Annotated in this window: 32 protein-coding genes and 1 tRNA gene; 13 read left to right on the plus strand and 20 right to left on the minus strand. The window is 71.1% G+C overall.

Going from position 1 to position 26,535, the window contains the following annotated elements; genetic code table 11:
• Positions 1-8: 8 nt before the first annotated feature.
• Together KV394_RS15940 and KV394_RS15945 are read right to left on the minus strand one after the other, a co-directional pair.
• Entirely contained in the window at positions 9-392 is a 384-nt protein-coding gene (locus KV394_RS15940) for a hypothetical protein (protein WP_206253268.1), read from the minus strand.
• A 532-nt stretch (positions 393-924) separates the two neighbouring features.
• Positions 925-1,152, minus strand: coding sequence for a hypothetical protein (locus tag KV394_RS15945; RefSeq protein WP_136031254.1), 228 nt, complete (start codon positions 1,150-1,152; stop codon positions 925-927).
• Positions 1,153-1,251: 99 nt separating this feature from the next.
• On the opposite strand from KV394_RS15945, the gene KV394_RS15950 reads away from it, so the two are divergent.
• A complete protein-coding gene (locus KV394_RS15950; RefSeq protein WP_247981873.1) occupies positions 1,252-2,115 on the plus strand; it encodes a DUF72 domain-containing protein in 864 nt (287 codons plus the stop codon).
• Positions 2,116-2,125: 10 nt separating this feature from the next.
• Here KV394_RS15950 and KV394_RS15955 read toward each other — a convergent pair whose 3' ends face one another.
• Complete coding sequence (locus KV394_RS15955) at positions 2,126-2,707, minus strand: NADPH-dependent FMN reductase (protein ID WP_136031252.1); 582 nt, start codon at positions 2,705-2,707, stop codon at positions 2,126-2,128.
• A 128-nt stretch (positions 2,708-2,835) separates the two neighbouring features.
• Between KV394_RS15955 and helR the strand changes: the two genes are divergently transcribed.
• Both helR and KV394_RS15965 read left to right on the plus strand, forming a co-directional pair.
• The gene (gene helR, locus KV394_RS15960; RefSeq protein ID WP_247981874.1) at positions 2,836-4,968 is read left to right on the plus strand and encodes an RNA polymerase recycling motor ATPase HelR; all 2,133 of its coding nucleotides are present in this window, start codon (positions 2,836-2,838) and stop codon (positions 4,966-4,968) included.
• 52 nt (positions 4,969-5,020) lie between these two features.
• A complete protein-coding gene (locus KV394_RS15965) occupies positions 5,021-5,179 on the plus strand; it encodes a hypothetical protein (protein ID WP_168387264.1) in 159 nt (52 codons plus the stop codon).
• A 4-nt stretch (positions 5,180-5,183) separates the two neighbouring features.
• On the opposite strand, the gene KV394_RS15970 is transcribed toward KV394_RS15965, so the two are convergent.
• Both KV394_RS15970 and KV394_RS15975 read right to left on the minus strand, forming a co-directional pair.
• Positions 5,184-5,390, minus strand: a complete 207-nt coding sequence (locus tag KV394_RS15970) for a DUF2188 domain-containing protein (protein WP_136031250.1) — start codon at positions 5,388-5,390, stop codon at positions 5,184-5,186.
• Positions 5,390-5,707, minus strand: coding sequence for a sugar ABC transporter ATPase (locus tag KV394_RS15975; protein ID WP_247981875.1), 318 nt, complete (start codon positions 5,705-5,707; stop codon positions 5,390-5,392). Before KV394_RS15975 ends, KV394_RS15970 begins: the two co-directional genes overlap by 1 nt.
• Before the next feature lie 141 nt (positions 5,708-5,848).
• Between KV394_RS15975 and KV394_RS15980 the strand changes: the two genes are divergently transcribed.
• From KV394_RS15980 to KV394_RS15990, 3 genes are all read left to right on the plus strand, one after another.
• Complete coding sequence (locus tag KV394_RS15980; protein WP_136031248.1) at positions 5,849-6,319, plus strand: VOC family protein; 471 nt, start codon at positions 5,849-5,851, stop codon at positions 6,317-6,319.
• A gap of 93 nt (positions 6,320-6,412) precedes the next feature.
• Entirely contained in the window at positions 6,413-6,919 is a 507-nt protein-coding gene (locus tag KV394_RS15985) for an NADPH-dependent FMN reductase (RefSeq protein WP_247981876.1), read from the plus strand.
• A 189-nt stretch (positions 6,920-7,108) separates the two neighbouring features.
• Entirely contained in the window at positions 7,109-7,675 is a 567-nt protein-coding gene (locus tag KV394_RS15990) for a flavin reductase family protein (protein ID WP_136031245.1), read from the plus strand.
• A gap of 61 nt (positions 7,676-7,736) precedes the next feature.
• Here the strand turns inward: KV394_RS15990 and KV394_RS15995 are convergent, their stop codons facing one another.
• The 4 genes from KV394_RS15995 to KV394_RS16010 all read right to left on the minus strand — a co-directional run bounded on the left by KV394_RS15995 (position 7,737) and on the right by KV394_RS16010 (position 12,107).
• Positions 7,737-8,162, minus strand: coding sequence for a DUF2000 domain-containing protein (locus tag KV394_RS15995; RefSeq protein WP_247981877.1), 426 nt, complete (start codon positions 8,160-8,162; stop codon positions 7,737-7,739).
• A gap of 58 nt (positions 8,163-8,220) precedes the next feature.
• Positions 8,221-9,102, minus strand: coding sequence for a phosphotransferase family protein (locus KV394_RS16000; RefSeq protein WP_247981878.1), 882 nt, complete (start codon positions 9,100-9,102; stop codon positions 8,221-8,223).
• A gap of 39 nt (positions 9,103-9,141) precedes the next feature.
• Positions 9,142-10,377 (minus strand): Dyp-type peroxidase, encoded by a 1,236-nt coding sequence (locus tag KV394_RS16005; RefSeq protein ID WP_247981879.1) that lies wholly within the window; start codon positions 10,375-10,377, stop codon positions 9,142-9,144.
• A 155-nt stretch (positions 10,378-10,532) separates the two neighbouring features.
• Positions 10,533-12,107, minus strand: a complete 1,575-nt coding sequence (locus KV394_RS16010; protein ID WP_282187162.1) for a multicopper oxidase family protein — start codon at positions 12,105-12,107, stop codon at positions 10,533-10,535.
• Between the two features lie 171 nt (positions 12,108-12,278).
• On the opposite strand from KV394_RS16010, the gene KV394_RS16015 reads away from it, so the two are divergent.
• Positions 12,279-13,472 (plus strand): sensor histidine kinase, encoded by a 1,194-nt coding sequence (locus KV394_RS16015; RefSeq protein WP_456085678.1) that lies wholly within the window; start codon positions 12,279-12,281, stop codon positions 13,470-13,472.
• On the plus strand, positions 13,469-14,122 hold the full coding sequence (locus tag KV394_RS16020; protein ID WP_247981882.1) for a response regulator transcription factor: 654 nt from the start codon (positions 13,469-13,471) through the stop codon (positions 14,120-14,122). Before KV394_RS16015 ends, KV394_RS16020 begins: the two co-directional genes overlap by 4 nt.
• 4 nt (positions 14,123-14,126) lie before the next feature.
• Here the strand turns inward: KV394_RS16020 and KV394_RS16025 are convergent, their stop codons facing one another.
• Positions 14,127-14,738, minus strand: coding sequence for a GNAT family N-acetyltransferase (locus KV394_RS16025; protein ID WP_247981883.1), 612 nt, complete (start codon positions 14,736-14,738; stop codon positions 14,127-14,129).
• A 262-nt stretch (positions 14,739-15,000) separates the two neighbouring features.
• Here KV394_RS16025 and KV394_RS16030 point away from each other — a divergent pair, with 262 nt between their 5' ends.
• Positions 15,001-15,459 carry a hypothetical protein gene (locus KV394_RS16030; protein ID WP_247981884.1) on the plus strand — a complete coding sequence of 153 codons (459 nt, stop codon included), beginning with the start codon at positions 15,001-15,003 and terminating at the stop codon, positions 15,457-15,459.
• A 64-nt stretch (positions 15,460-15,523) separates the two neighbouring features.
• On the plus strand, positions 15,524-15,985 hold the full coding sequence (locus KV394_RS16035; RefSeq protein WP_247981885.1) for a hypothetical protein: 462 nt from the start codon (positions 15,524-15,526) through the stop codon (positions 15,983-15,985).
• Positions 15,986-16,103: 118 nt separating this feature from the next.
• Here KV394_RS16035 and KV394_RS16040 read toward each other — a convergent pair.
• Positions 16,104-16,177, minus strand: a tRNA-Pro gene (locus KV394_RS16040).
• A 108-nt stretch (positions 16,178-16,285) separates the two neighbouring features.
• On the opposite strand from KV394_RS16040, the gene KV394_RS16045 reads away from it, so the two are divergent.
• The 3 genes from KV394_RS16045 (at position 16,286) to KV394_RS16055 (ending at position 17,987) form a co-directional block, all read left to right on the plus strand.
• Positions 16,286-16,882, plus strand: a complete 597-nt coding sequence (locus KV394_RS16045; protein ID WP_247981886.1) for a GNAT family N-acetyltransferase — start codon at positions 16,286-16,288, stop codon at positions 16,880-16,882.
• 65 nt (positions 16,883-16,947) lie between these two features.
• Positions 16,948-17,616, plus strand: a complete 669-nt coding sequence (locus KV394_RS16050) for a lysoplasmalogenase family protein (RefSeq protein ID WP_247981887.1) — start codon at positions 16,948-16,950, stop codon at positions 17,614-17,616.
• Complete coding sequence (locus KV394_RS16055) at positions 17,616-17,987, plus strand: RNA-binding S4 domain-containing protein (protein ID WP_136045540.1); 372 nt, start codon at positions 17,616-17,618, stop codon at positions 17,985-17,987. Before KV394_RS16050 ends, KV394_RS16055 begins: the two co-directional genes overlap by 1 nt.
• Positions 17,988-18,024: 37 nt before the next feature.
• On the opposite strand, the gene KV394_RS16060 is transcribed toward KV394_RS16055, so the two are convergent.
• The 9 genes from KV394_RS16060 to xerD all read right to left on the minus strand — a co-directional run bounded on the left by KV394_RS16060 (position 18,025) and on the right by xerD (position 26,535).
• Positions 18,025-18,957, minus strand: coding sequence for an NUDIX domain-containing protein (locus KV394_RS16060; RefSeq protein ID WP_247981888.1), 933 nt, complete (start codon positions 18,955-18,957; stop codon positions 18,025-18,027).
• 61 nt (positions 18,958-19,018) lie between these two features.
• Entirely contained in the window at positions 19,019-20,491 is a 1,473-nt protein-coding gene (der, locus tag KV394_RS16065) for a ribosome biogenesis GTPase Der (protein WP_206253550.1), read from the minus strand.
• A 40-nt stretch (positions 20,492-20,531) separates the two neighbouring features.
• On the minus strand, positions 20,532-21,230 hold the full coding sequence (gene cmk / locus KV394_RS16070; protein ID WP_136031217.1) for a (d)CMP kinase: 699 nt from the start codon (positions 21,228-21,230) through the stop codon (positions 20,532-20,534).
• The gene (locus tag KV394_RS16075) at positions 21,223-22,359 is read right to left on the minus strand and encodes a prephenate dehydrogenase (RefSeq protein ID WP_247981889.1); all 1,137 of its coding nucleotides are present in this window, start codon (positions 22,357-22,359) and stop codon (positions 21,223-21,225) included. Before KV394_RS16075 ends, cmk begins: the two co-directional genes overlap by 8 nt.
• The gene (locus KV394_RS16080; RefSeq protein WP_136035354.1) at positions 22,356-23,153 is read right to left on the minus strand and encodes a pseudouridine synthase; all 798 of its coding nucleotides are present in this window, start codon (positions 23,151-23,153) and stop codon (positions 22,356-22,358) included. The genes KV394_RS16075 and KV394_RS16080 overlap by 4 nt, the downstream gene beginning before the upstream one ends.
• Positions 23,150-23,824, minus strand: coding sequence for an SMC-Scp complex subunit ScpB (gene scpB / locus KV394_RS16085; protein WP_247981890.1), 675 nt, complete (start codon positions 23,822-23,824; stop codon positions 23,150-23,152). The genes KV394_RS16080 and scpB overlap by 4 nt, the downstream gene beginning before the upstream one ends.
• Positions 23,814-24,662 carry a segregation and condensation protein A gene (locus tag KV394_RS16090; RefSeq protein ID WP_136044934.1) on the minus strand — a complete coding sequence of 283 codons (849 nt, stop codon included), beginning with the start codon at positions 24,660-24,662 and terminating at the stop codon, positions 23,814-23,816. Before KV394_RS16090 ends, scpB begins: the two co-directional genes overlap by 11 nt.
• On the minus strand, positions 24,646-25,479 hold the full coding sequence (locus KV394_RS16095; RefSeq protein ID WP_136031369.1) for a ParA family protein: 834 nt from the start codon (positions 25,477-25,479) through the stop codon (positions 24,646-24,648). The genes KV394_RS16090 and KV394_RS16095 overlap by 17 nt, the downstream gene beginning before the upstream one ends.
• 153 nt (positions 25,480-25,632) lie before the next feature.
• Entirely contained in the window at positions 25,633-26,535 is a 903-nt protein-coding gene (gene xerD, locus KV394_RS16100; RefSeq protein WP_247981891.1) for a site-specific tyrosine recombinase XerD, read from the minus strand.

The following is a 26,535-nucleotide window of genomic DNA, read 5'->3' on the forward strand; positions in this document are numbered from 1 at the left end:
CGCGTGCGTCACCAGAAGCGCTCGGGCTCCTCGGCCGGCGGGCGGTCGGTGCCACCCCAGCGGTCGGCCTCCGCCTTCGCCGCCTCCACCGCCGCATCCGCTCCCCGCAGCGCGACCCCGGCCTCGCTCGCCGCAGGCCCGACGGGGTCCACGAGCAGCGCCGTGCGCGTCACGCCGCCGCTGACCGTGACCGTGCACTCCAGAACCCGTCCGATCCAGCGCGAGAGCGCGCCGCGCGCCTCCTCGCCGCGCCGGTACCGGATCCCCGTGTCGAGGTCGACCACCGACAGCACGATCGGCTCTCGGCCCTCTCCCTCATCGTGCTCGGTCACCTCGATCCGATGCCCGAGCGGGAGCGCGACCTGACCGGCGAACACGAGCATCCTGTCCATTCCCCCACCCTACGAAACCGCCACCGGACCCGACAGACACCCCGGGCGAAAACCTCTTCGCAACTTTCTTTGTCCCCCAAATGGCGGACACGACGATTAAGCGATATTCTGCTCTTCGTAGCGGGGGCTACAGGCTGAGGAACTGGGGAATCAGCCGTCGAGAGCAGCGGAAGTTTCGCCGCCTCCCCAACCGTCCGGGAAGGACGGTGAGCCCTCTCGACAGCACCGTGCTGGGGCGGTCCGGTCGAGAGGGCATACCCCGCGCCACGGCGCCCCACATCCTCGCCCGTCAGCCGTCCCCGACTAGCCGTCGGCAGGGCCGCGGTCAACCCCGGCCCGCACACGCCACCGCGGGGCTAGCGTCACCCCCCATGACGACCGCGTTCCGAACGACTCGCACCCCGCGTCGGACGGGAGGCACCCGCGGGGCCTTCACCGCTCCCGCAGCGCCTCTCGTCCCACCGGCGCGTTCCACAGACTCGGCGCCCGCTCACCGCGCGCACCCGGGGGACGCCGCGCGTGCCGCATCGCCCTACAGCACGTCGTCGTCGGCGTCGGCGTCGTCGAGGTCGTCGTCGTCCAGTGGCACCTCGTGCCGCTGCTCGGCCGCATCGGCCGGGTCGGCCTCGACCGAGTGCACGTCCGGTTCGCCGGTCGTCGTCACCTCCGGGTCGTCCGGCACCTCCAGATCGGGCCGCTCCTGCTCCTGCAGGTCGGCTTCCGGCTTGACCTCGTCGATCGGCTGGTCGCTCAGGGACATCGCGTCTCCTCTCGTTCGGCGGATGCTCCCACCCTGTAACGCCCGTCGGCCAGCGGCAAGGGGCTTGACGGCTACGCACCCCCTCGCGGAGGCGGCACCGTGACCGGGGGACCCCTCACCGGGCGCGTCCGCATCGGCGTCTCGGGCTGGCGCTACGCCCGCTGGCGGGGCGACTTCTACCCTCGCGGCCTGCCGCAGCGCCGCGAGCTCGAGTACATCGGGGAGCAGTTCCCCTCGGTCGAGCTCAACGGCTCGTTCTACTCGCTGCAACGGCCGGAGAGCTACCGCACGTGGGCGTCGAGCGTGCCGGACGACTTCGTGTTCGCCGTGAAGGGGTCGCGCTACGTCACGCACATGCTGCGCCTGCGCGCGGTCGACCAGGCCCTCGCGAACTTCTTCGCCTCGGGCGTGCTGGCGCTCGGCGAACGGCTCGGGCCGATCCTGTGGCAGCTGCCGGAGCGCCAGAAGTTCGTGCCGGCGCTCCTGGAGTCGTTCCTCGACAGCCTCCCCCGCACCACCGGGGAGGCGCTCGAACTCGCCCGCGGCCACGACGAACGCCTCCGTGACCGCGCGTGGCTCGACATCGACGCCGACCGGCCGCTGCGCTACGCGCTCGAACCGCGCTCCGCCACCTTCGCCGACCCCGCGAGCCTGACGCTGCTGCAGGCGCACGGCACCGCGCTGGTGGTCGCGGACACCGCGGGGCGATGGCCGAGGTTCGACGCGCTGACCGCGGACCACGTGTACATCCGGCTCCACGGCGCACGCATGCTGTACCACAGCGGGTACACCGGCACCGAGCTGCGCGAGTGGGCGACGCTCATCCGGGCCTGGGCCGACGGGTCGGGCGCCGCGGACGGCCGCCCGCGCGACGTGTTCGTGTACTTCGACAACGACGCCCGCGGTCACGCCCCGCACGACGCCCTGGCGTTGCGCGCCCTCGTGGACGCCCCACCGGCGTGACGGCGAGGCGTCAGCGGTCGCCGACGTGTCCCGGCGCGGTAAGCGACAGTACCCGCTCGACGAACGCCCCGTACTCCTCCATGTAGTGCGCGAGGAAGTCTCTCGTGCCCTCGTCGTGCACCTCGCCGTCCGCACCGAACACCTCGGGCCGGAACGTGATGTACGCCTCCGGCGCGTTCAGCTGCGGGGCGTTGAGGAAGCTCAGCACGCTGCGCATGGACGACTGCATGACGGCCGTGCCGATCGCCCCGGTCGACGCACCGATGATGCCGCTCGGCTTGCGGGCGAACGAGTTGTGACCCCACGGGCGCGAGCCCCAGTCGATCGCGTTCTTCAACGCGCCGGGGATCGACCGGTTGTACTCGGGCGACACGAACAGCAGGCCCTCGGCACTCTCCACCGCGCGCTTGAACTCCGTGACCGCCTCGACCGGCTCGAGCTCGTCGTCGCGGTTGTAGAGGGGAAGGCCGCGGATGGGGATCTCCTCCAGCTCCAGGCTGGGCGGCGCGAGGCGCACCAGCGCCCTCGCGAGGGTGCGATTGATCGAGTCCGACGCCAGGCTGCCGATGAGGTAGCCGATCCGATGGGCCATGGTGAGTCCCCCGTCTCTCCCTGCATTTCCAGGATATCTCCGCGGTGGGGGCTTGCCGCAAGGCCCCACCCCGCGGGCAGAATCGACGGTCTGCGCGCGCTCCGGCGCGTGGAACGCGAAGGAGATTCATGCCCATCGACCCCTTCCACCTCTCCCCCGAGAAACAGGCCAAGACCGCTCCCGCCCTCATCGACGCCGATCGCCGACACCTCCAGCGCATCGCGGCCGAACTCGACGGTCAGCGCGCCGACGTCGCCCGACGGCTCGACGACGTCCGTCGCGTGCGCGCCGGCTCCGGGGGCGCCGCCGTGGACCGCGACCTCGAGATCCGGCGGCTGTCGTCGCGCCTGCGCGTGCTCGAACGCTTCGACATCGACGTGTGCCTCGGCCGCATGACCCCCGCTGACGGCGAGCCCGTCTACATCGGCCGCACCGGGCTCGCCGCGTCCGACGGCACCCGGCTGCTGATCGACTGGCGTGCGCCCGCCGCCGAGCCCTACTTCGCCGCGACACTGGAGGACCCCCGTGGTCTGATCTCCCGCCGCCGATACCGGTGGACGGACGGCCGCATCAGCGACTACTGGGACGAGGCCCTGACCGCCGACGGCTTCGACGGCGCGGCCTCCCTCGACGACCAGTCCGCGTTCATCGCGAGCCTCGGCACGCACCGCACCGCCCGCATGCGCGACGTGCTGGCGACCATCCAGGCCGACCAGGACGCGATCATCCGCACCCCGTCCCGCGGCGCCCTCGTGGTGGACGGCGGTCCGGGCACCGGCAAGACCGTGGTGGCACTGCACCGCGCGGCCCACCTGCTCTACGCCGAACCGCACCTCACCGCGAGCGCGGGCGGGATGCTGCTGGTGGGCCCGAACCCGCACTACCTCGCCTACGTGGAAGACGTGCTGCCGAGCCTCGGCGAGGACACCGTGCGGCTGTGCACCCTCCGCGACCTCACCCCGGAAGGCGCGACGGCCCCGCCCGAAGCCGACCAGAGGATCGCCGCGCTCAAGGCCGCGCTCGACCCCGAGGCCGTGCTCGCCGCCGCGGCCACCGCGTTCGAGCGGCCGCCCGGCCACGCGACCCGCCTCGACTCCCCGTGGGCCGACCTGTGGCTCAGCCGCGAGGAGTGGGCGGAGGTGTTCGCGGGCGCCGACCCCGCCGCGACCCACAACGAGGCGCGCGACGAGGTGTGGGAAGAGCTGCTGGAACTGCTGGTGGAACAGGTCGACGACGACGAGGTGCCGCCCCACGCGGTGCGACGGTGGCTGCGACAGGACGACGAGCTGACCGGCACGTTCGTGCGCGCGTGGCCCCTGCTGACACCGGGCGAGGTGGTGGCTCGGCTGTGGAGCTCCCCCGAGTTCCTGCGGGCGTGCGCCCCCGCGCTGACCCCCGACGAGGTGACGCTGCTGCAGCGCGACCGTCCGGATGCCTGGACCGACGCCGACCTCCCGCTGCTCGACGCGGCACACCGGCGCATCGGCGACCCGGAGGCCGTGCGAGCCGCCCACCGCCGCGACGCCGTGATCGCCTCGGCGCAGGAGCAGATGTCGCACGTGGTCGACCACCTGATCGAGGACGACGACAGCGAGATGAAGGTGATGTCGATCCTGCGTGGCCAGGACGCCCGCAACGTGCTCGTCGGCGTGGACGCACCGCCCATGCTGCCGCCGGACGAGCTCGCCGGGCCGTTCGGGCACATCGTGGTCGACGAGGCGCAGGAGCTCACGGATGCGCAGTGGCGGATGCTGCTCGCCCGGTGCCCCTCGCGCAGCATCACGATCGTCGGCGATCGCGCCCAGGCGAGACACGGCTTCACCGAGACCTGGCAGCAGCGGCTCGCCCGGGTCGGCGTGCGGGAGGTGAGCGTGGCCCACCTCGGGGTGAACTACCGCACCCCCGCGGAGGTGATGGCGGTCGCGGCCCCCGGAATCCTCGCGGCGCTGCCCGACGCGAACGTCCCGACCTCGGTGCGCGAGAGCGGCATCCCGGTGCGGACCGGTGCCGTGGCCGAGCTGCCCGCCGTGCTCGACGACTGGCTCGCGGCGAACCCCGACGGTGTGGCCTGCGTGATCGGGGACTCCTCGTTCGCCCCGACCGCCCGCGTGCGCTCGCTCACGCCGACCTCGGCCAAGGGACTGGAGTTCGACCTCGTGGTGCTGGTGTACCCCGAGCGGTTCGGCGAGGACCTGACCGGCGCGGTGGACCGCTACGTCGCGATGACCCGGAGCACGCGGGAACTCATCCTGCTCGGGTGATCCCGGACGAAGGTCGCTATCCGCCGCGGGCCGGCGGTTCTACCCTGAGACGATGACGAACGCCGAGCGCACGGCACCGCACTGTCCCGAGGACGACGTGGTGATGCTCGCGGTGCCCGGCGGCTGGAGGTGCCCGGAGTGCGGGCACCTCCAGCAGCCGCAGGACGGCGAGGAGCCGCGGGACCGCGAGGACCTCGGCCGCCTGCGCTGAGGGCTCAGACGCTGTCGTCCTGGTCGACGATCGTGCCGGTCGGTTCGCTGATCTCGACCGTGTGGCGCACGCCGTGCTCCGACGCCAGCGCCTCCCCCTCCTCGATCGCCTCGTCCCGGCTGGCGTAGCTGCGCGAGAGCTCGGGGGCACCCTCGGCCTCGTTCACCCACTGGCCGTTCTTCGACCGCGTGACCACGGCGGTGACGGCCATCACACGTCACCGGGGCCCAGGTCGCCCTGTCCCTCGTCGCCGAGGTCGGCGAGCACCGGGTCCTCGCCCTGGCTCTCCGGCTGCGGGCCGGAGCCGGGCAGGTCGCCCGCGGGGACCTCGTCGTCGGGATCGGGGATCTCGTCCGGGTCGCGCCCGGTCGCGGTCGCCGTGTCGAGCTCGTCGGCGGAGGCGCCGTCGTCGAGGGCCTCCGTGCGCTCCCATTCCGCCTGCGCCGGATCGTCCCGCGGGTCTGCCTCAGTGGTCGCGTCGCCGTCGCGCAGCGGCTGACCGCCGACGTCGTCGGGTGTCGATGCCATGTCTCCTCCTTCGATCGGTCCGCCCAGTGTGCCGCCCGGAGTTCCCGGTGCCGAGGGGGTTGAGCGGGCCGACCACAGCGGGTAGGTTCCGGCGGCGTCGGAACCCGTGACGGCGCGCGCGGACGGGGGCAGGATGAGGGCATGACAGCGACCACTCCCGCCCCCACCCCGACGCAGCTGCGGCTGATCATCGAGACCGACGATTTCGACACCGCCCTCCGGTTCTACCGCGACGTGCTGGGCATGCCCGAGCAGCTCGCCTACGCGACCGACGGCGACGACCGCGTGGCGATCCTGCACGCAGGCATCGCCACCATCGAGCTCGCGACGCCGACGCACGCCGCGAACATCGACGAGGTGGAGGGCGCACCGCACACGCCCGGAGCGCTGCGCATCGCCCTGGAGGTCGACGACACGGCCCAGGCCGTCGCGGCCGCCGAGGAGGGTGGTGCCGCTGTGATCGCGCCACCCGTGCAGACGCCGTTCCGGAGCCTCAACGCGCGCATCCAGGGCCCAGCGGGGTGGCAGATCACCCTGTTCCAGGAGCTGGAGACGCTGGAGGAGCGTGCGGCGCGCGAGGGCTTCACGACGGACGACGCCCGCGACCGCTGACCCGCGCCCGGGACCTGGGCGCGTCCTCGGGTTTCGTGACGCTACGCGTCGCCGCGCTTGCCCGGGCCAGGCCCGCCGGGCTGAAATCGACTCATGACGTCGATCGCGGTCCTCGTGGGAAACCCCCACCCGTCCTCCCGCACCACGAGCGTCGCGGAAGAGATCGCGGCGCAGCTCGCCGAGCTCGTGGGCGCCGAGGTGCTGCCCACGATCGAGCTCGCGGCGTATGCCGACCGGGTCTTCGTCGTGCCCGACCCCGAGATCGACGCCCTGGTCGAAGAGGTGTCGACGGCGGATGTCGTGGTCGTGGCGAGCCCCACGTACAAGGCCGCCTACACCGGGCTGCTGAAGGCGTTCCTCGACCGGGTCGACACGGGCGGGCTGGACGGGGTCGTCGCGGTGCCCGTCCTCACGATCGGCTCCCCCGCCCACACCCTCGCCGTCGAGCACACGCTGCGCCCCCTGCTGGTCGAGCTCGGGGCGACGGTGCCCGTGCGCGGCCTCGCGTTCCCGGCCGCCGAGGCCGACGACCGCACCCGCCTCGTGTCCGCCTGGCTCGCCCCGCACCGCCGGGCGCTGGAATCGCTGCTCGCGCACTGACCAGGGGCGGGTGAAGCGAGCGGAACGCGAGTGCCGCGGTCGAGGGACGGTCCGAGAGGACGATCGACGCAGACGCCCATGTGAGGAGCGGTCTTCCGTGTGAGAGCCGGAGCGACGGCATGTGGCGGCGCATGTCGCCGTGTTGCAGTGCACGTGCGCGGTCGCGGGGGCCGTGCGTACCGTCGTGGCATGACCGCCCCCGCCGCTTCGTCCTCGTCCCCCGCCCGCGAGCGTGCCGCCTCCGACGTGCTGGACCGGCTGTCGGTCGGCGCCGACACGTTCAAGGCCGTGTTCCGCGGGCACCCGGGAGGCGTGGCCGTGATCACCGCGCAGGGGGCGGACGGCCCCGTGGCGCTCACGGCGTCGTCGGTGTCGTCGGTGAGCGTGGATCCTCCGCTGCTGGTGTTCTCGGTGTCGGCGCTGTCGTCGGCGGCGGAGACCCTGACCTCGGCCGCGACGGTCGTGGTGCACCTCCTGGATGCGGACGACATCGAGCTCGCGCGCCTAGGGGCGACCAGCGGCATCGACCGCTTCGCCGATACGAACGCCTGGGCCCCGCTCGCCACCGGGGAGCCCGTGTTCGCGGGAGCCCGCGCCTGGGTGCGCTGCGCCGTCGTGAGCCGGATGGAGGCGGGCGGCTCGACCGTCATCGCCGCGCACGGCCTGCAGGCGCACATCGCCCGGGACGCCGAGCGCGCCCTCGTCTACCACGACCGCACCTGGCACGCCCTGGGCGCGCACTCGCTCCTCCCCTGACCCGGCGCACGCTCGGCTTCGTCGACCACCCTTCGGATCTCTCGCTTCCTCGATCAGGCGGCTAGATGTGTCTGCCCAGACCTTTGGTAATGCGGTCGATCGTGTTCTTGGGGCCGCGCAGCGCGACACCGACCAGATCGAGATCTGCGGCGGACACCCCGGCCACGGCTCTTCGGTTGGACGCATCGTCTCCGGTAGCGAAGAGGTCACGGGTGTAGATGCTCGTCGCGAAGCCTCGTTCGACGGCTCGCTCGCGAGCTCGTGCGAGCTGCTCCGAGTCCGCCGTGAACACGAGCACGGGTTGGCGGAGCATGGGGAGGTACTCGTTTCCGTCCGCGTCCGCGTAGATATCGCCGATCAGACCCGGGGCGCTGGTGGCGATGCCGCTGATCAGGAACGCCGTGACGTTGAGCTCCTGCCAGGGCATCAGGCCGTCGTGGATCAGTACCGCGATCCGTGTGTCGAAGCGGACAGTCTGCGGTTCCATGTGTACTCCTTCGGTCGCGGCCGCGGCCGGAACGGGCCGGCCGGTCGATCCGAGCCCCTCATGATCCGCCCGCGAACGTGTGGTCGAAGGTGGTCCAGGCATTGTCGAGATAGGGCCGGCGCCTCAGCGGGTCTCCGATGCCGAAGGCGACATCCTCGAGCCATCGGCAGCGGGCGTGGAAGCGGATACGACGGAGTTCGTCGTCACTCGGAGGGCCGTCCAGGGCCTCTCCGACGCAGACCGCCGCGTCGGGCCCCAGGTCTCGGTAGATCGACCCGATGTCGCGTGCCGGGTCCGTCAGCGCCGCATCAGTCCAGTCGATGACGCCGGTCACGTGCCCCCGGTCGTCGACGAGGATGTGCTCAGCTCCCAGATCATTGTGCTGAGCGATGATGAGCGATCGTGTGGGCGGCGGCGACTCATCCAGGAAGGCGCGCACGAGACGAGCCTGCTCGGCGCTCAGGTGACTCCGCACGGACCGGTAGGTCTGCACAGCGTCCCGGTGCCACTCTTCATTCGGGTACCGATCGACGGGCAGCCGCGTGACCGGAAGAGCCTCCCGGAACGCGGACAACACGTCTATGAGGGCCCGTTGCACGTTCTTCGAGTCCCGTTCGCGCCGATGGATCAACGGAGTACCTCGAAGCCGTCGGTAGGCGAACGTCCCGCGCTCTGCTTCATGCAACTCCGGTGTCGGCGTCGGCACCGACGTCGCACGGGCGAGCGTCGTGAGCAGCTCGACCTCGCGATCGACGGCTTCGAGGTCCGCGGAACGTCGGACGATGTAGTCCCCGACAGCGAACGTCGTATTCTCGGCTCCCCGAGTCACGAGCGTCGGCTCGTCGCCGGGCGACCACAGTCGCGATCGCCGCCCCAACTCGGCGAGGTGGGCGCGATCCGACGGGGTCACCGCGGATGTCGTGACGATCTCCTCTTTCATCTCGTTCCTCAGATCCTCGGTCGGGAGCGGGTGACGACGTCATACCAGCGTGTCGCCAACGTATCCGTCTTCGCCGAACCCGGGCAGGACGGCGAAGATCGCGCTGCCTGTGTGCTGGATGAACCGGTTGAGCCGATCGTTCTCGGCGAGACGCGTCTGCGCGGCGATGAACTGACGATCGGGGTCGTTGCCGTAGGCGCAGAACAGTAGCCCGACGTCGAGCTTTCCGTGCCCGCCATGATGGTGGTCCTTCGTTCCCGGAGCATGAGGATGGTCCTCGGGATGCTTGAGCGGATCCGGGCTGCCGCCGGCCATCGCCGTGAGGAATCCGTAGTCATAGGTGTAGCTGCGGCGCAGCATCGGAAAGCCATGAGCGCGGCGGATGTGCCCGTCCGCTGCGATCACCGGGGTGCCGTCTGCCCCCACGGCGTCCAGGTCGGGGGCGTCGAACTCGCCCTTCCCCGTCAGCGGAGCGCCATCCCCGCGGCGGCGCCCGATCACCGCATCCTGCTCGTCGCGCGCTGTGAGGTCCCAGCTCGCCGTCAGCATCCGGATCTTTCGGAACACGAGGTAGGTACCCCCGCGGAACCACGATGGCTCGTCGGGAAGCGCCCAGACGACGTCCGCGAACTCTCGGGTTCCGATGCGGGGATTGGACGTTCCGTCCTTGTGACCGAACATGTTCCGCGGAGTGCCGCCGTCGTGCGGGGAACTGAGGAATCCGGACTGGGTCCAGCGGATGACCGCAGATCCGGGCATTCGGGCGCGCACAGCTCGCGTCGCGGCACTGACGACCTGTGGATCGTCGGCGCAGATCTGAAACAGCAGGTCACCCCCTCCCCAGCGCGGGTCGAGGTGATCGCCGGTGAACTCGGGAAGTGGCCGCAGCCGTCGGGGCGCTTCGCCGGCGACCCCGGGCAGGGCGAAGACGCCAGGGCCGACGCCCACCGTGACCGTCAGACCCACAGGAGACAGCCCGGTCGCGAAGTCGGTGGGGGTCACCGCGCCGTCGGGATACATCGACGAGGGCGGCGTGTCCTCACCCCGCACGATGGCGACGATCGTGCGCGAGACGTCCGCCAAGAAGCGGCGAAGCGACACCGCGTCCGTCACGGCCAGATCGGCCGCGACAAGAGTGACATACTGCTGCTGCGCGGTGGCGACTCCCGCCTGGTGTGCACCGAACGGCGAGATCGTCGTCGCGGCCCCGGGATCTGCGGAGAGGCGTGCAGTCTCCGCGTTCGGCAGCGTGAGACGCCCGGTCGCGAACCCCATCGCGGCCGCCCCGCCTGCGGTTGCCAGCGCTGAGCCCAGGAGGGCGCGGCGAGACATCGCCACACGCCTCGGCCCGCCCTCCGTGCGTCCGTCCCGCCATCCCGGTGAGACCACCGCCTCCCTCTCCGACGGGTCATCACTGGCTTCCTGGGTGCTCAATGTCCGTGTCCTCCGTTGGGATCGACGGGTCCCGCATTGCGGCTGGCTTCATCTCGGCTGACCACGAACTGCGACATCAGCCCCTCGTCCTCGTGAAGGAGAAGGTGACAGTGGATCATGTACGGGTTCTCGTCATCGACGTAGTCCTCGAATCGCATCATGATCCGGTAGACGCGACGAGGTTCCAGATAGATGGTGTCCTTCCATCCCGAGAGTTCTGGCCCCGGCGTCTCCCCGTCGATGTCGAGGACCTGGAACTGCACGTCGTGAACATGCCAGTTGTGCGGGAACAGGTCTCGATTGGTGACCTCCCACAGCTCGGTCGAGTCGACCTGCATGACCTCGTCGATACGATTCATGTCCATGCGGCGGCCGTTGATCTCGCGGTTCTGCACGTCGAAGATGCGCGCGTTGTCGGCGTCGACCGCGGTGAAGCGGGAGATGTCGCCGAACCGCTCCGCCAGTGGCGGGGACGCCCGGAGCTGATCAGCAGCACGCAGGAGGAGGACGTCGAACTCGTCCAACCCTCCGTACGCACCGGGCACGGCGACATCACCGAGATCAGGCGGCAGCGAGCGCAGCATCGTCTCCGTCCCCGGGGCGATCGCCACCACGATCTCAGCACGCTCGCCGGGCGACAGACGCACATGATCGGTGATGTGCGGCGCCTCGAGCAGCCCGCCGTCCGTGGCGATCAGCGAGAAGTCGCGCTGGTCGTCGAACGCGAAGTCGTAGGTGCGCGCGCTCGACCCGTTGAGGATCCGCAATCGGACGAGCTCGGTGGAGACGTCGAGGACCGCGCCCCATGCTCCGTTGGTCAGCAGGACATTCCCCAGAAGGCCGACCTCATTGCCCTGAGAGTCGAACTGGAACTCGCCGTCGGAACGGAACTTCTTGTCCTGCACGATGAGCGGAACGTCATCGACTCCGTATTCCGTGGGCAGCCCGAAGCTCTGGCTGTGCTCATCGTCGAGGATGAACATGCCCGAAAGCCCGCGGAGGACGTGCTCTTCGGTTTCGCCGTGCGGGTGCGGGTGGTACCACAGCGTGGCGGCGGGCTGGTCGACCCGCCACTCGGGCCGCCAGCGCCCGCCGGATTCGATCGGCTGGTGCGGCCCGCCATCCATGGCAGCCGGCAGATGCATGCCATGCCAGTGGACCGTCGTGGTCTCCGGGAGCGCGTTGGTGACCTCGACGGCCACCTTCTCCCCACGATGCGCCCGGAGTGTGGGGCCTAGGTAGTCGCCGTCGAAACCCCAGGTCGGGGTGGTCATCCCCTCCAGGAACTGCATCTGACCCTCCTGGGCGGTGAGCGAGAACACTCGAACACCGTCGACGACCTCCGACTCCGCCAGCGGGGGGATCGGTAGCGGAGTCTCGAACGCGGGTGGCTTCGTCGGCGTGAAGACGGACGTGTCCTGGCCGAACCCCGAGTCGAACACGCAGGCGGTGAACGTCACGGCAGCGGTCAGGAGCAGAGCGCCGAAGAGGATCGCCGGACCGAGGAGCCGTCCCCGGCTCGATGCAGAGCGTCGTGCGACATGCTCGGCCCCACGGGCGATCCTGGTCATGCCAGTAAAGCTAGGAATCCGTGCAGAGGAAGCCGTCCCTCCCCCGTCGACAAGTCGAGTCGCTTCCGGGCGACACCGAGGTTCTCCGCACCGGACTCGCACTCCCGCGGTCGCCGAGATGTCGCTTTCCAACGACTCACACACCAGCACGGACCGACCTACCATGACAGCATGACCGACAACGCGCCCGCGGCGGAGGCAGGTTCGCGTCCTGCTCCCTGGGTGCTCGACGGCCTCCTCGGCATCGGCGTGACTCTCGTCGTGTCGCTCTTCATCGCCGCGGATATCGACGGGGCAGAACCGGACGGGTGGGCCTATCTGTGGGCGGTCGGCCTCGGTGCACTGATGCTGGCCCGGCGACGCCACCCTGTCGTCGTCGTCGTACTCTCCGCGGCAGGGGTCGTCGCCTACTACGCGTCCGGTTACCCGGCGATCGGGATCGCGGTGCCTCTCGCGGCCGCGGTGTTCTCGGCCGCCGAATACGGTCGCACAGGGGCATCGATCGCCACGTCCGTGACCGTCCTGGTCATCTCGGTGGCGTACAGGCTCGCCATCGGACAGGACCCCGCCGTGGTCGTGGGTTACGAACTGCCTGGACACGCTCTCCTACTCGCAGCGGCGATCGCCCTGGGAGACAACGTGAGATCCCGGCGGGAGCTCCGCCAGAAGTCCTCTCAGATCGCGGCCCTGACCGTCGAACGGTACGCCCGGGAGGCAGAGAAACGCGCGATGTCCGAACGGCTCTCGATCGCACGTGAACTCCACGACTCGATGGGGCACGCGCTGACGGTGGTGACTCTGCATGCGCAGATCGCGGAGGAAGCGCTGGACCCCGGTACTGCCTCTGACGAGGACAGCGCGGCGGCGCGTGAGGCGCTGGCGATCATCGCGAGCACCGCTTCGGTGACGTTCGAGGATCTGCGCCGTACTGTCGCGAACCTGCGGAGGGAGGAGGGCGCGACGCGCCCCCCGCTCGGAATCGACGACCTCGAGTCAGCGATCCTCCCGGCGACGCAGGCCGGCTTGACGGTGCGCGCGAGTGTCTCCATCTCCGCCGCGCTGCCGTCGACCGTCGAAGCCGCCGTGTTCCGGATCGTGCAGGAGTCCATCACCAACGTCGTGCGACATGCCGACGCGGCGCGCGTCGACGTCGACATAAGGCAGGCGGACGATGCTGTCGCCGTCAGCATCGTCAACGACGGCAGGCCGCGCACCACGGAGCCGTCCGACGACTCGGTCCGGCCCGGGCGAGGGCTGGAGGGGATGCGAGAGCGCGTTCACCTGCTCGGCGGCACGTTCTCCGCAGGTCCACGCGACGCCGGCTTCGCGGTGTACGCCTCGTTTCCCCTGGCGGTGAGGGCATGACCTCCGTCGTCCTCGTCGATGACCAGGACCTCGTCCGCGCCGGCCTGCGGACGCTGCTCTCGCGGGATGGCAGCATCCGGGTGGTCGCCGAGGCCACCGACGGCAGGAGCGGCGTGGAGGCGGTCCGAAAGTACCGACCAGATGTCGTCCTCATGGACCTCCGGATGCCTGTGATGGACGGCATCGAGGCGACGAGCGTGATCCGCGCGGACCACCGGCTGCACGACACCAGTGTCGTCGTCCTGACGACGTTCGACGACGACACGGACGTCGTTCAGGCCATCCGTGCAGGGGCGGTCGGCTACCTCTTGAAGAACACGCCGCGGGATGACCTGCGTGACGCCGTGACGCGGGCCGGCCAGGGAGAAAGACTGCTTTCACCGGCGATCGTCGAACGACTGATGGGCATGGTCGCGTCCGGTCGGGCCGCCGCGACCCCGGATCCCCGACTCGCCGTCCTCAGCGCCCGGGAGATCGAGGTCCTTGCGCGGATCGGACACGGCGATACGAACGACGAGATCGCTGCCATCCTGCACCTCAGCCCGGCGACCGCGCGCACCTACGTCAGTCGGATCCTCGCGAAGGTGGGTGCGCGTGACCGTCCAGAGCTCGTGGTGATCGCTCACCGTTCCGGGCTCGTCACGTCGTGAGCTCTCATCGAGGCGGGCGCCGCAGGAACCAGTTCGGAACGCCGAGAACATCTGCCTCTCCGATGACCGCGTATCCGTGCCTCCGGTAGAAGCCGACTACCTCCGGGCGATCCGTTTCGGCGTAGCCGGGCACGCCTATGGAGTCGAGATGGCTCGTGTGTCTGAGCATCAGGAGAGTGCCGATCCCCCGCCCGCGCAGGTGCCAATCGACCGACACCGGCCCGAGATGCACGTGCGGTTCTGAGATGTCCCGCGCTGTCCATGCCCGGTTCCAGGCCAGCAGGCGCGCAGCGGCGCCTGGGCCGAAGGTCAGCGCACGCGAGAGGAGCCGCAGCCGGGTCTTCGCCGGGGGCCGGCAGCGCGCCGGGGGTACCGCCGCGGCGACACCGATCAGCGACCCACCCTGCTCGACGCCGACGACCCGCATCGAGGGCGAACCGGAGAGGAGCACACTCATCAGCGACTCATGGCGACGAGTCCGCCTCGCTTCATCGCCGCCATACACCGCGACGTGGAGCGGGCTGTCGGCCATTCCACGCCCGAGCAGCGCCGCGACCTCCGCCACATCGGCGCGGTCGAGAGAACGAAGGTGAAGGTACGGTTCGCGATGTCTCATCGGTGCAGTCCTCGTCGTCGAGCGGTCATCACCCCACGGTGGCGCGACGGTGATGTCGCCGAATGCTCGCCTCGATCGACTTCTCGGATCGCCCCGTGACGACCCCGCTGTCCTCGCACGGTGACCCGCATCCCCCGCGCCGCTCGAGGTGGTAGCCGTCGCGATGCGCGACAGGAGGAGCAGGACCCGGTCGTCCGAGAGCGACAGCACAACTGATCCAGAGCGCACGCGACCCCAGGGGCCCGTTGCCTACTTTGACAGGATGAGCGAGTCACCGACGCCGTCGCAGCCACCAGAGATCCCCGGCCCACGTCCCCGACTGAGCTGGCCGGCCGTGATGGGCTTCGGCGTCCTGGGGCTTCTGTGGCCGCTCCTGCGACTGATCGGTCTCGAAGCGGTCGTCGGCGGGGTGACGACCGTGATGGTCGCCTTCCTCGCCACCTTCGTCATCTGGGTCCTGGGTGCCGGCTTCGGCCATGTTCCGCGACCGGTTCTGACGCTCACTCTGTCCGGGGTTCTCTTCGCCCTCCTCCTCGGGGCGACCACCGTGGCCATCGGCGACTGGCCCGACCACGGCATCGGCCTGAATCTCGTCGCCGCCACCATCGAGATCGGGCGATCCGCTGGGTTCGGCGCGCTCAGCGGCCTGGTCGCCGAGTCGATCCAGAGGGCCCGTCGCCGGCGACGGAGGAACCGTCCGTCGCGCCGGACGTCGTCCTGATGCGACCACGATTGTCGCCCCCGTACGGACCATCCGCCGCGGCACCCGCCCCTACCGTTGGCGCATGATCTCCGAGAACCCACCTCCTCCTTCTCCCACCGCACGACGAAACCCTCTCGGGCTGTCGGCTCTGGCACTCGTCGGACTCGCGGCCGTCGCCCTCATCAGGGTCATCCTCCACGACCTGCATGTGATCGACGAGGGCAGCCCGATCACGTGGGTGCTCGCGATAGGCCCGGTCGTGCTGTGGATCGTCGTCGCTGTCGTAGCGCGCGTCCCCAAGCCGTTCCTGACGGTGCTGGTCATCGGGGTGATCTTCGGGGTGATGCTCGTCATCACGCACCAACTCCTCTGGGACTTCGCTTATCGCGGCACTCCGCCGTCCCTCGGTGACGGTGCCGGGGCGCGCCTGATCCCACGCATCGCGGCCATCCCCAGCGGGCTGATCGTCGGAACGGTGATCGGCGCCGTCGGCGGGCTCATCGCCTGGGGCATCCAGACGATGAGCAATCGTCGCAAGAGCTGACAGCGCGAACACGAGCACAACGCCCGAGCCACCGCGCACGAAGAGCTCGCAGCGATCGCGTGCGAAGACGACGAAGCCCCGGTGAGAAGGATGCTCTCACCGGGGCTTTTCTGTTCTGTCGGGCTGACAGGATTTGAACCTGCGACCCCTTGACCCCCAGTCAAGTGCGCTACCAAGCTGCGCCACAGCCCGTTGTTCTGCACTCTCGCGCAGGCAACTCCCCTATCTTAGCCGTACCCGAGGCCCTCTCGCGAACCGGGGCGTTGCGGGGTGTCGGACCCACCGCGTACCGTCGCGGTCATGCCGACGATCACCACCGAACTCGCCACGTCCGACCGCTGGGACGATGTGCAGCAGGCTCTCACGGGCGGGGGCGACGGGGCGAGCTGCCAGTGCATCTGGCCGATGCTGAGCAACAAGGACTGGAACACGACGACCACGTCGCAGCGCACCGACATGTTCCGGGCCGAGATCGACGAGGGTCCGCCGCCCGGGCTCGTGGCCTACGTCGACGGCGAGGCCGCGGGCTGGATCCGTATCGGACCGCGCACCGCCCAGGCCCGCATCCCTCGCACGCGCATCATCGCCGCGTCGTCCGCCGAGCCGTTCGACGACCCGTCCGTGTGGGCGGTGACGTGCTTCGTGGTGCGCCGCGAGCACCGGGGCACCGGACTCAACGCGGCGCTGCTGCGGGCGGCGGTCGACTACGCCGCGGCCTCCGGAGCGCGTCTGGTCGAGGGCTACCCGGTCGACACCCGCGGCGAGAAGCAGCGCGCGAACGACCTGTTCCACGGCACGCTGAACACCTTCCTCGGCGCAGGCTTCACGGAGCAGACGGTCATGAAGCCCGGACGGGTGCTCGTGACGCTCGACCTGTCCTCCCGCACCGACGCATGACCCCCGCCACCCCGCGGCACACCCCCGCTCCCCCGGATATACCGCCGCGGCCATACGATGAGGGGATGCGCCGCCGCACCCTCTCCCGCCCGATCGTGTGGGCATTCGCGCCGTACGTCGCGGTGTCGCTGCTGCACGTCGTGCTGCTCGCGCTCGACCACGACCTGGCCGCTGCGACCAAGCTGCTGCTCATGCCGCTGCTCGCGGTACCGGTGCTCGTGGCCGCCCCACGCCTCCGGCCGCGCTCCGCCCTCGTGCTCGTGCTCGCGGCGCTGCTGTTCTCCTGGCTGGGCGACGGCGCGGGGGCGCTGTTCCCCGCCGCCCCCGAGCTTCCGCTCATGCTCGGGTTCTTCGGCCTCGCGCACGTGGCGTACATCGTGCTGTTCGCGCGGCACCTCGCCCGGCGTCGGCTGCCCTGGTGGACGCTGGTGTACGCGGCGTGGTGGGTCGCGATGATCCTCACGCTCGGCCCGCACACCGGCCCCCTGCTGATCGCCGTCGCCGCCTACGGGCTGCTGCTGGGCGGCACGGCCGCGATGGCCGCCCGCTGCCACCCCCTCGTCGCGGTGGGCGGCGCGTTCTTCCTCGCCAGCGACACGATCCTCGCGTTCCGGCTCTTCCTCCCCGATGCTCTCCCGGCCTGGAGCAGCCCCGCCGTGATGGCGACCTACACGCTCGGACAGGGGCTCCTCATCGCGGGCACCCTGGTCGTCCTCGCACGGAAGGCCTCGTGATGGCTGACAGCGTCCGCGTCGACAGCTGGCTGTGGGCCGTCCGCGTGTACAAGACCCGGTCGGCCGCGACCACCGCATGCCGTGCGGGGCATGTGCGCGTGAACGGCGACAAGGCCAAGGCCGCCCAGACGGTCCGCATCGGCGACGAGCTGCGCATCCGCATCTCGGGGTTCGACCGCATCCTCATCGTCCGGCAGCTGCTCGTCAAACGCGTCGGCGCCCCACTCGCCGCCCTCGCCTACGAAGACCGCACACCCGAACGTGAACCGCAGGCCGCGCTCGGCCTGCGCGACCGCGGCGCCGGCCGCCCGACCAAACGCGAGCGCCGCGAGATCGACCGCCTCCGCGGCCGCGACACCCCGCCCGACTGACCCCGCGGCATCCGCCCGACGGACCCGTCCGCTCGCGTCAGGCGTCCAGCAGCCTCCGCAGCCACCCGCTCGACCGCACCTGCGCGCCCGCGGCCTCGACCCGCGCCTGCAGCTCCCGGTCGCTCGTGACCGCCAGCACCCGCTGCGCCCCCGCGACCCGACGCTCGACCTCGGCCACGATCGCGTCATCGCCCGCGGCATCGGCCCGCACGACCGCCAGCGCCGGCTCCGCGACTCCGGCCTCGGCAGCACCGGTCTCCGCGGCCTCGGTCCCGATGTCGCGGGCACGACCCTCGACTACGAGCGCCACCTCCGGGTACCAGTCGTCTCCGGCGAGCCCCAGATCGTCCGCGGGCACCGCCAGCCCGGCCAGCCGGTCACGCAAGCGCGCGGCCGCACCGGCTCGGTCCTTCCACCAGCCGTCGGGCACCGACCCGACCACGTTCGCCCCGTCGACCACCACGGCCGGGAACACATCGAGCTGAGCACGCAGCATCGGCCACGCCGCCCCGAACCCGGGGTGCAGCGGCAGCTCGTCCACGCGGTCGACCGGGACCCACTCCAGCGCCACGCTCTCCGGATCGCTGATCACCGGGTCGAACGGACTGCGCACATCGGCGACCACCGTCGTGTACGACCAGATGCCGAGGTCGAGGACGCTCGTGAAGCGCGGACGCACGGCGCCGTCCGGCACGCCCGCCTCCTCCTGCGCCTCCCGGATCGCCCCGACGATCGCCGACTCGCCCTCGTGCAGCGCACCGCCGGGCAACCCCCACGTGCCGCCGAAGTGGCTCCACGACACGCGGTGCTGCAGCAGGATCCCGCGCGTCGCGTCGACCGCGAGCAGACCGGCCGCGCCGAACCGCCCCCAGTAGCGCTCCCCCGTGTCTGCGACCACCCAGGCGTCGCCGGGGTTGCGCGGTCCTTCGGGGCGACGCGGTTCGCCGGGAGCGGGGGGTACGACTGTCACCCCCTCAGCTTTTCACAGCATCGGCATCGCGGCGCCACCCGGCGACACACGCCGGAACGCGTCAGCGCTGGCGGCGCTCCCGCACGCGCATGTTGATGACGATCGGCGTCCCCTCGAACGGGTAGAGCTCGCGCAGGCGCCGCTGGATGAACCGGCGGTAGCCCGGGTCGAGGAACCCGGTCGTGAACAGCACGAACGTCGGCGGACGCGTCGAGGCCTGCGTGCCGAACAGGATGCGCGGCTGCTTGCCCCCGCGCAGGGGGTGCGGGTGCTCCGCCACGAGCTCGGCGAGGAAGGCGTTGAACTTGCCGGTCGGGATGCGGCGGTCCCAGTTCTCGAGCGCCGTCTCCAGCGCGGGCACCAGCTTGTCGAGGTGTCGCCCGGTCTTCGCGGAGATGTTCACCCGCGGAGCCCACGCCACGTGCGCGAGGTCCTGCTCGATCTCGCGCTCGAGGTACCGGCGGCGGTCGGCGTTCTCCAGGTCGTCGTCGTTCAGACGGTCCCACTTGTTGAACGCGAGGACGAGCGCACGGCCCGACTCCAGCACGAGGTCGATGATCCGCACGTCCTGCTCGCTGATCGTCTCCGACACGTCGAGGACCACAACGGCGACCTCGGCCTTCTCCAGTGCGGCCGACGTGCGCAGCGAGGCGTAGAAGTCCGCGCCCTGCGCCATGTGCACGCGGCGACGGATACCGGCCGTGTCGACCAGACGCCACATCTTGCCGCCGAGCTCCACGACCTCGTCGACCGGGTCGCGCGTGGTGCCCGCCAGGTCGTTCACGACGACGCGCTCCTCCCCCGCGGCCTTGTTCAGCAGCGAGGACTTGCCCACGTTGGGGCGACCGAGGATCGCGACACGTCGCGGCCCGCCGATCTCCTGCTTCGCGACCGCCGAGATCTCGGGAAGCTTCTTCAGCACGGCATCCAGGAGATCCGCCACGCCGCGGCCGTGGATGGCCGAGACCGGGTGGGGCTCACCGAGACCGAGGTTCCACAGCGCGGCGGCCTCCGGCTCCTGCCGGGCGTCGTCGATCTTGTTCGCGACCAGGAACACGGGCTTGCCGCTCTTGCGCAGCAGCTTGACCACGTGCTCGTCGGTCGAGGTGGCGCCGACCATCGCGTCGACCACGAACAGCACCACGTCGGAGAGGTCGATCGCGACCTCCGCCTGCGCCGCGACCGAGCGGTCGATGCCGCGGGCGTCGGGCTCCCAGCCGCCGGTGTCGACGAGCGTGAAGCGACGGTCGTTCCATTCGGCCTTGTAGGTGACGCGGTCGCGCGTGACGCCGGGGGTGTCCTCCACCACGGCCTCACGACGCCCGAGGATGCGGTTCACGAGCGCCGACTTGCCGACGTTCGGCCGTCCGACGATCGCGACGACCGGCAGCGCGGGCAGGAACTCGATGCCGTCCTCGCCCAGCGAGACGCCCGCGAGGAGCGCGGCGTCCTCGTCGTCCAGCTCGTAGTCGGCGAGACCGGCGCGCAGGGTCTCGGCGCGCTGCTCGGCGAGGTGCTCGTCGAGGTTCTCCATCTTCTCGGCGAGCTGGTCGGGGCCGCCTTCGTATTCGTCGTCAGCCACGGTGTGCTCCTCGGAGTCGTTCGATCACCGTGAGCACGGCGTCGATGGTCTGGGGGTAGTCGAGTTCGGTCGAGTCGACGACCTCGACGCCCTCGGCGGCGTTGAGGAAGTCGACGACGGCGCTGTCGGAGGCGTCGCGTCGGTGCAGGGCCGCGGCGACGGCGGCGGCGTTCTCCCCCGCGAGCTCGCCGGCACGGCGTGCCGCGCGCACCTCGGGGGCGGCGGTCAGGAGGATGCGCACGGGGGCATCCGGCGCGACCACCGTCGTGATGTCGCGGCCCTCCACGACCACAGCGGGGTACGGAGCGTCGGCGACCAGCGCGCGGAACAGCTCGTTCACCTGCGCGCGCACCTCGGGCACGCGGGCGACGCCGCTCACCGCGCCGGAGACCCGCGGTTCGCGGATGGCGTCGGTCACGTCGGTGTCGCCCACCCGGACCGTGCGGTCGTCGGGGTCGAGGCCGAGACGGACCGGGAAGTCGGCCGCGGCGGCGCGCACGGCGGCCGCGTCATCGGTGTCGGCGCCCTGCTCCAGCACATGCCAGGCGAGCGCCCGGTACGCCGAGCCGGTGTCGAGGTAGCCGTAGCCGAGCTGGCGCGCGACCGCCTTGGAGACGCTGGACTTGCCGGAACCGGCCGGCCCGTCGATGGCGATGAACTTCGTGGCGGAGACGGTGGAGGTGTCAGTCATTCGTGTTCCCTGCAATGCGCCAGCCGCGTTCCTGGAGCCCGGTGATCGCGCCGTGCAGCGCCGCGGGGTCGACACTGATCTCGGCCAGACCGAACTGTGCGCCGGGCGAGTGCTCCAGACGCAGGTCCTCGACGTTGACGCCGAGTTCGCCGAGCTCGCCGAACAGGCGGCCGAGCTGTCCGGCGGTGTCGTCGACCATCACCACGAGCGTCTCGAAGCGCCGGTTCTGGCCGTGCTTGCCCGGCAGGCGATCCACGCCGTCGTTGCCCTGCCGGATGGTCTCCGCGATCACACGGCGCGCGCCGGGGGCCGCCGGCGCCCGCAGCGCCTCCGCGACATCGCCCAGGTCGGCCGCCAGCGCGTCGAGGATCTCCACGACGGGCCCCGCGTTCGCGCCGAGGATCTGCACCCACAGCTCGGGCGCGGAGGCGGCGATGCGCGTCGTGTCGCGCACGCCCTGACCCGCCAGGCGCAGCGCGCCCTCCTCGGCTCCCGCGAGCCGCGCGGCCAGCAGGCTCGCGACGACCTGCGGCACGTGCGAGGTGAGGGCGACCGATCGGTCGTGCTCCTCCGGCGTCATCTCCAGCGGCATCGCGCCCACGTCGAGCGCGAGCGCCTCGACCAGCGCGAGATCCGTGGCCTTCGTGTCCTCGTCGCGGCACACCACCCAGGGCCGCCCGATGAAGAGGTCGGCGCGGGCGGAGATGGCGCCGCCGCGCTCACGCCCCGCGAGCGGGTGCGAGCCGATGTAGCGCGCGAGGTCGACGCCGCGGTCGCGCAGCGTCCGGAACGGTTCGAGCTTGACGCTCGCGACGTCGGTCACGACCGCGTCCGGGTACCGCTCCAGCTCGGCCTGCACCACGTCGGCCGTGACGTCGGGCGGCACGGCCACCACGATCAGCGCGGGAGTGTCGTCGTCGGCGGCGAGGCGACCGGCGCCGTAGTCCACCGCCAGTCGCAGCTGCGCCGGGGAGGCATCCGTGAGCGCCACATCGACACCCTTGGCCCGCAGCGCATGACCGACGCTCGCGCCGAGCAGGCCGGCACCGACGATGCGGACGGTGCCGGACAGACGCGGCGCGACGGCACCGGTCTTCCGCGCCGTGGGCGCACTCGTCGTGTCGGTCATTCGGTCTCCTGCTCGCCTGGCGCCGCGGCGACACCGGATTCACGGCGCGCGAGGGTCAACAGCGCACCGAGTTCGATTTTACTCAGGTCACGCGTCTTCCCCGCCGGGAGGGTTCCCAGGTGCAGCGGGCCGAACTGCCGGCGCACGAGCTCGGTCACGGGGTGGCCGACCGCGGCCATCATCCGACGCACGATGCGGTTGCGCCCTGAATGCAGCGTGAGCTCCACCAGGCTCGAGCCGCGCGACGTGTCCAGCAGCCGCGCTTTGTCCGCCGCGATGGGGCCGTCCTCCAGCTCGATGCCCTTCGTGAGCGTGGAGATCGTCTGCGGGGTCACCGTGCCGTCCACCTTGGCGATGTACACCTTGGTCACACCGAACGACGGATGCGCCAGCACGTGCGCGAGCTCGCCGTCGTTCGTGAGCAGCAGCAGCCCGCTGGTCTCGGCGTCGAGGCGCCCCACGTTGTAGAGCCGTTCCTCATAGTCCTTCGTGAAGCGACGCAGGTCGGGCCGCCCGCTCTCGTCACGCATGCTGCTGACCACTCCGGTGGGCTTGTTCAGCATCACGTAGCGCTTGGTGACGTCGAGCTGCACCGCGGTGCCGTCGACGTCGACCAGGTCGCGCTCGGGGTCGATCCGACGGCCGAGCTCGGTCACGGTCTGCCCGTTCACCCGGATGCGCCCCTCGACGATGTACTGCTCGACGACACGACGCGAGGCGACGCCCGCCGCCGCGAGGACCTTCTGCAGCCGCACGCCCTCGGGCCCGGTGGCGTCGTCGTGGGCAGCGTTCATCGGAGGGTCCCTTCGTCGAAGCCGTCGGCGCCGTCGTCCAGCAACGGCGAGATCGGCGGCAGCTCGTCCAGCGAGTTGATGCCGAGGTGCTGCAGCAGCGCGTCGGTGGTGCCGTAGTTGATCGCCCCGGTCTCGGAGTCCGCGAAGAGCTCGGTGATGAGGCCGCGGGCGAGCAGCGTGCGCACGACCGAGTCCACGTTCACGGCGCGGATCGACGCGACCTGGCTGCGGGTGACGGGCTGCTTGTAGGCGATCACCGCGAGCGTCTCCAGGGCCGCCTGCGACAGCCGCGCGGGCGCCTGCCCGCCCACGAACTCCGCCACCACGGGGTCGAGGTCTTCGCGCACGTACAGCCGCCACCCGCCACCGACCTCGCGCAGCTCGAAGCCGCGCCGCGGTCCTCGGCCCCGTCCGTCGTAGTCGTCCCCGAGCGCCTCGAGCGTCTGCCGCACGGCCGGCACCGGCGCGCCGACCGCGGCCGCGAGGGCGACCAGGCCGATCGGCTCGTCCACGATGAAGAGGATCGCCTCGACGCGCTCGCTCAGCGGCAGCTCGGAGCCCACGACCGTCGCGGCGTCGTCACCCCCGGGCTCGACCTCCGGCCCGGGTGCGACCTCCGGCCCGGGTGCGACCTCCGGCGCGGTCTCGGTCTCGGTCACGTCATCGGTCATAGTCGGCCCCCAGGGTCGCGAGTGTCTCGTCCGACCAGGTGTCGGCGGCCCAGCGGAGCGTCAGCTCGCCGAGCGGTTCCAGTTGTTCGAAGGAAAGCGCCGCGTGGCGGTACAGCTCCAGGACGGAGATGAAGCGCGCCACCACGATCCCCGGCTCGGTGACGCCTGCGACCAGCTCGCGGAAGCTGATCGACTCGGTGCCGCGCAGCAGCGTCACGACGATCGCCGCCTGCTCGCGGATGCTCACCAGCGGTGCGTGCAGGTGATCGAGCCCGACGTGCGGCATCTCCTTGGGCGCGAAAGCCAGCAGTGCCAGCGCCGCGAAGTCGTCCGCGCTCAGCGACCACACCAGCTCCGGCGTCTTGCGGCGGTGCTTCTCCTCCAGCGGCACCGCCCGCACGTGACGGCGGTCCTCCCGCTGCAGGCACCGCGCGAACCACGCCGACACCTCCTTGAACGCCCGGTACTGCAGCAGGCGCGCGAACAGCAGGTCGCGCGCCTCCAGCAGCGCCACGGCCTCGGCGTCGACGAGCTCGCCCTGCGGCAGGAGGCCGGCGACCTTCATGTCGAGCAGCGTCGCGGCCACCACGAGGAACTCCGACGCCTGGTCGAGCTCCTCCTCGTCCTCCAGCTCGGCGAGGTAGGCGATGAACTCGTTCGTGACCGCGCTCAGCGACACCTCGGTGATGTCCATCTCGTGCTTCGAGATGAGATTCAGCAGCAGGTCGAACGGTCCGTCGAAGTTCGACAGCGAGACGCGGAAGCCCGTGTCGCCCTCCGCGGGGGCGACGGCCTCGGCGGTCGGATCGGTCTCGGCCTGCTCAGGCGACGGCGCCACGGGCGACCAGCTCCCGCGCCAGCCGCAGATACGCCTGCGCGGCGGCGTGCTCCGGCGCGAACTCGGTGATGGGCACGCCGGAGACCGAGGCGTCGGGGAACTTCACCGTGCGGCCGATCACGGTCTCCAGCACGTCGTCGCCGAAGGCCTCCACCACCCGCTCCAGCACCTCGCGCGAGTGCAGCGTGCGCGGGTCGTACATGGTCGCCAGCAGCCCGTCCATCGTGATCGACGGATTCAGACGGTCGCGCACCTTGTCGATGGTCTCGATCAGCAGCGCCACCCCTCGCAGGGCGAAGAACTCGCACTCGAGCGGGATGATCACGCCGTGCGCGGCGGTGAGAGCGTTGACCGTGAGCAGGCCGAGCGAGGGCTGGCAGTCGATCAGGATGACGTCGTACTCGCCCGCGACCTGGCGGAGCACCCGCGCGAGGATGGTCTCGCGGGCCACCTCGTTGACCAGGTGCACCTCGGCGGCCGACAGGTCGATGTTCGCGGGCAGCACGTCGAGGCCCTCGACGTTGGAGTGGACGATCGCCTCGTGCGCGTCGCGCTTCGTGTCCAGCAGCAGGTCGTACACGGTGGGGACGTCGTGGGTCTGGATTCCCAGGCCAGCGGACAGCGCGCCCTGCGGGTCGAAGTCGACGGCGAGCACCTTGCGGCCGTACTCCGCGAGGGACGCGGCGAGGTTGATCGAGGTGGTCGTCTTGCCGACGCCGCCCTTCTGGTTGCAGAGGGCGATGATGCGCGCGGGACCGTGCGACTTCAGCGGCGCCGGGATCGGGAAGCCGCGGTAGGGGCGGCCGGTGGGTCCCATGGGGGTGTCGTCGGCCTTCTTCGCCTTCGCCCTGGACTTCGCCGCGTTCTCAGCCACCGGTTCTCCTGCTCCTTCGTGCTTGCTCGATTGTAGCGGCCGGGCCGGTCACGGGCCGTCCCGGCGCGCGGCGGCGGACCCAGGCGACCGCGCGAGTCAGCGGGCCCGCGGGTGCGACGTGGCGTACACGTCGCGCAGCGCGTCGACCGACACGTGCGTGTAGATCTGAGTCGTGGCGACCGACGAGTGCCCGAGCAGCTCCTGCACCACGCGCACGTCCGCGCCGCCCTGCAGCAGATGCGTCGCGAACGAGTGCCGCAGGGTGTGCGGCGACACCTCGGCCGTGATCTGCGCCCGCTCCGCCGCCGCCCGGATCACCAGCCACGCGCTCTGCCGGGACAGCGGCGCACCGCGGGCGCCGAGGAACAGGCGCGCCGAGGCTCTGCCCTTCGCGGCGAGCCCGGGGCGCACCCGCGTCAGGTACGCGTCGACCGCGTCACGCGCGTACGAGCCCACGGGCACGATGCGCTCCTTCGACCCCTTGCCGCGCAGCCGCAGCACCTCCCCGTGCGCGAGGTCGTCGACGTCGAGCCCGACCGCCTCCGACACGCGGGCGCCCGTGGCGTACAGCAGTTCCAGCAGCGCGCGGTCGCGGATGCCGAGCGGCTCCTCCGGCGACGGCGCCGCGAGCAGGCGCTCGACCTGCTCGATCGTCAGCGCCTTCGGCAGCCTCCGCGGGGCCTTGGGCGGACGCAGCCGGCCGCTCGGGTCTTCGGCCTCGATCCCCTCGCGCGCCAGGAAGCGGTGCCACCCGCGCACGGACGACTGCAACCGGGCGAGGCTCGTGGCCGCGGGGGCGGGCTCGGCGGACGCACGCTCGGCGATGAAGCGGTCGATCACCGCGGGGGTCACCTCGGTCGTGTCGGTGATGCCCTCGGCGGCGAGCCACCCCCGGTACCCGTCGAGGTCGCGTCGGTACGCCGCGATCGTGTGCGCGCTCAGTCCGCGCTCGATCGTGACGTGACGCAGATACGCGTCGAGGGCGCGATCGAGCAGCAT

Source organism: Microbacterium sufflavum (assembly GCF_023101165.1).
In the GTDB taxonomy this organism is placed as follows: Bacteria; Actinomycetota; Actinomycetes; order Actinomycetales; family Microbacteriaceae; genus Microbacterium; species Microbacterium sufflavum.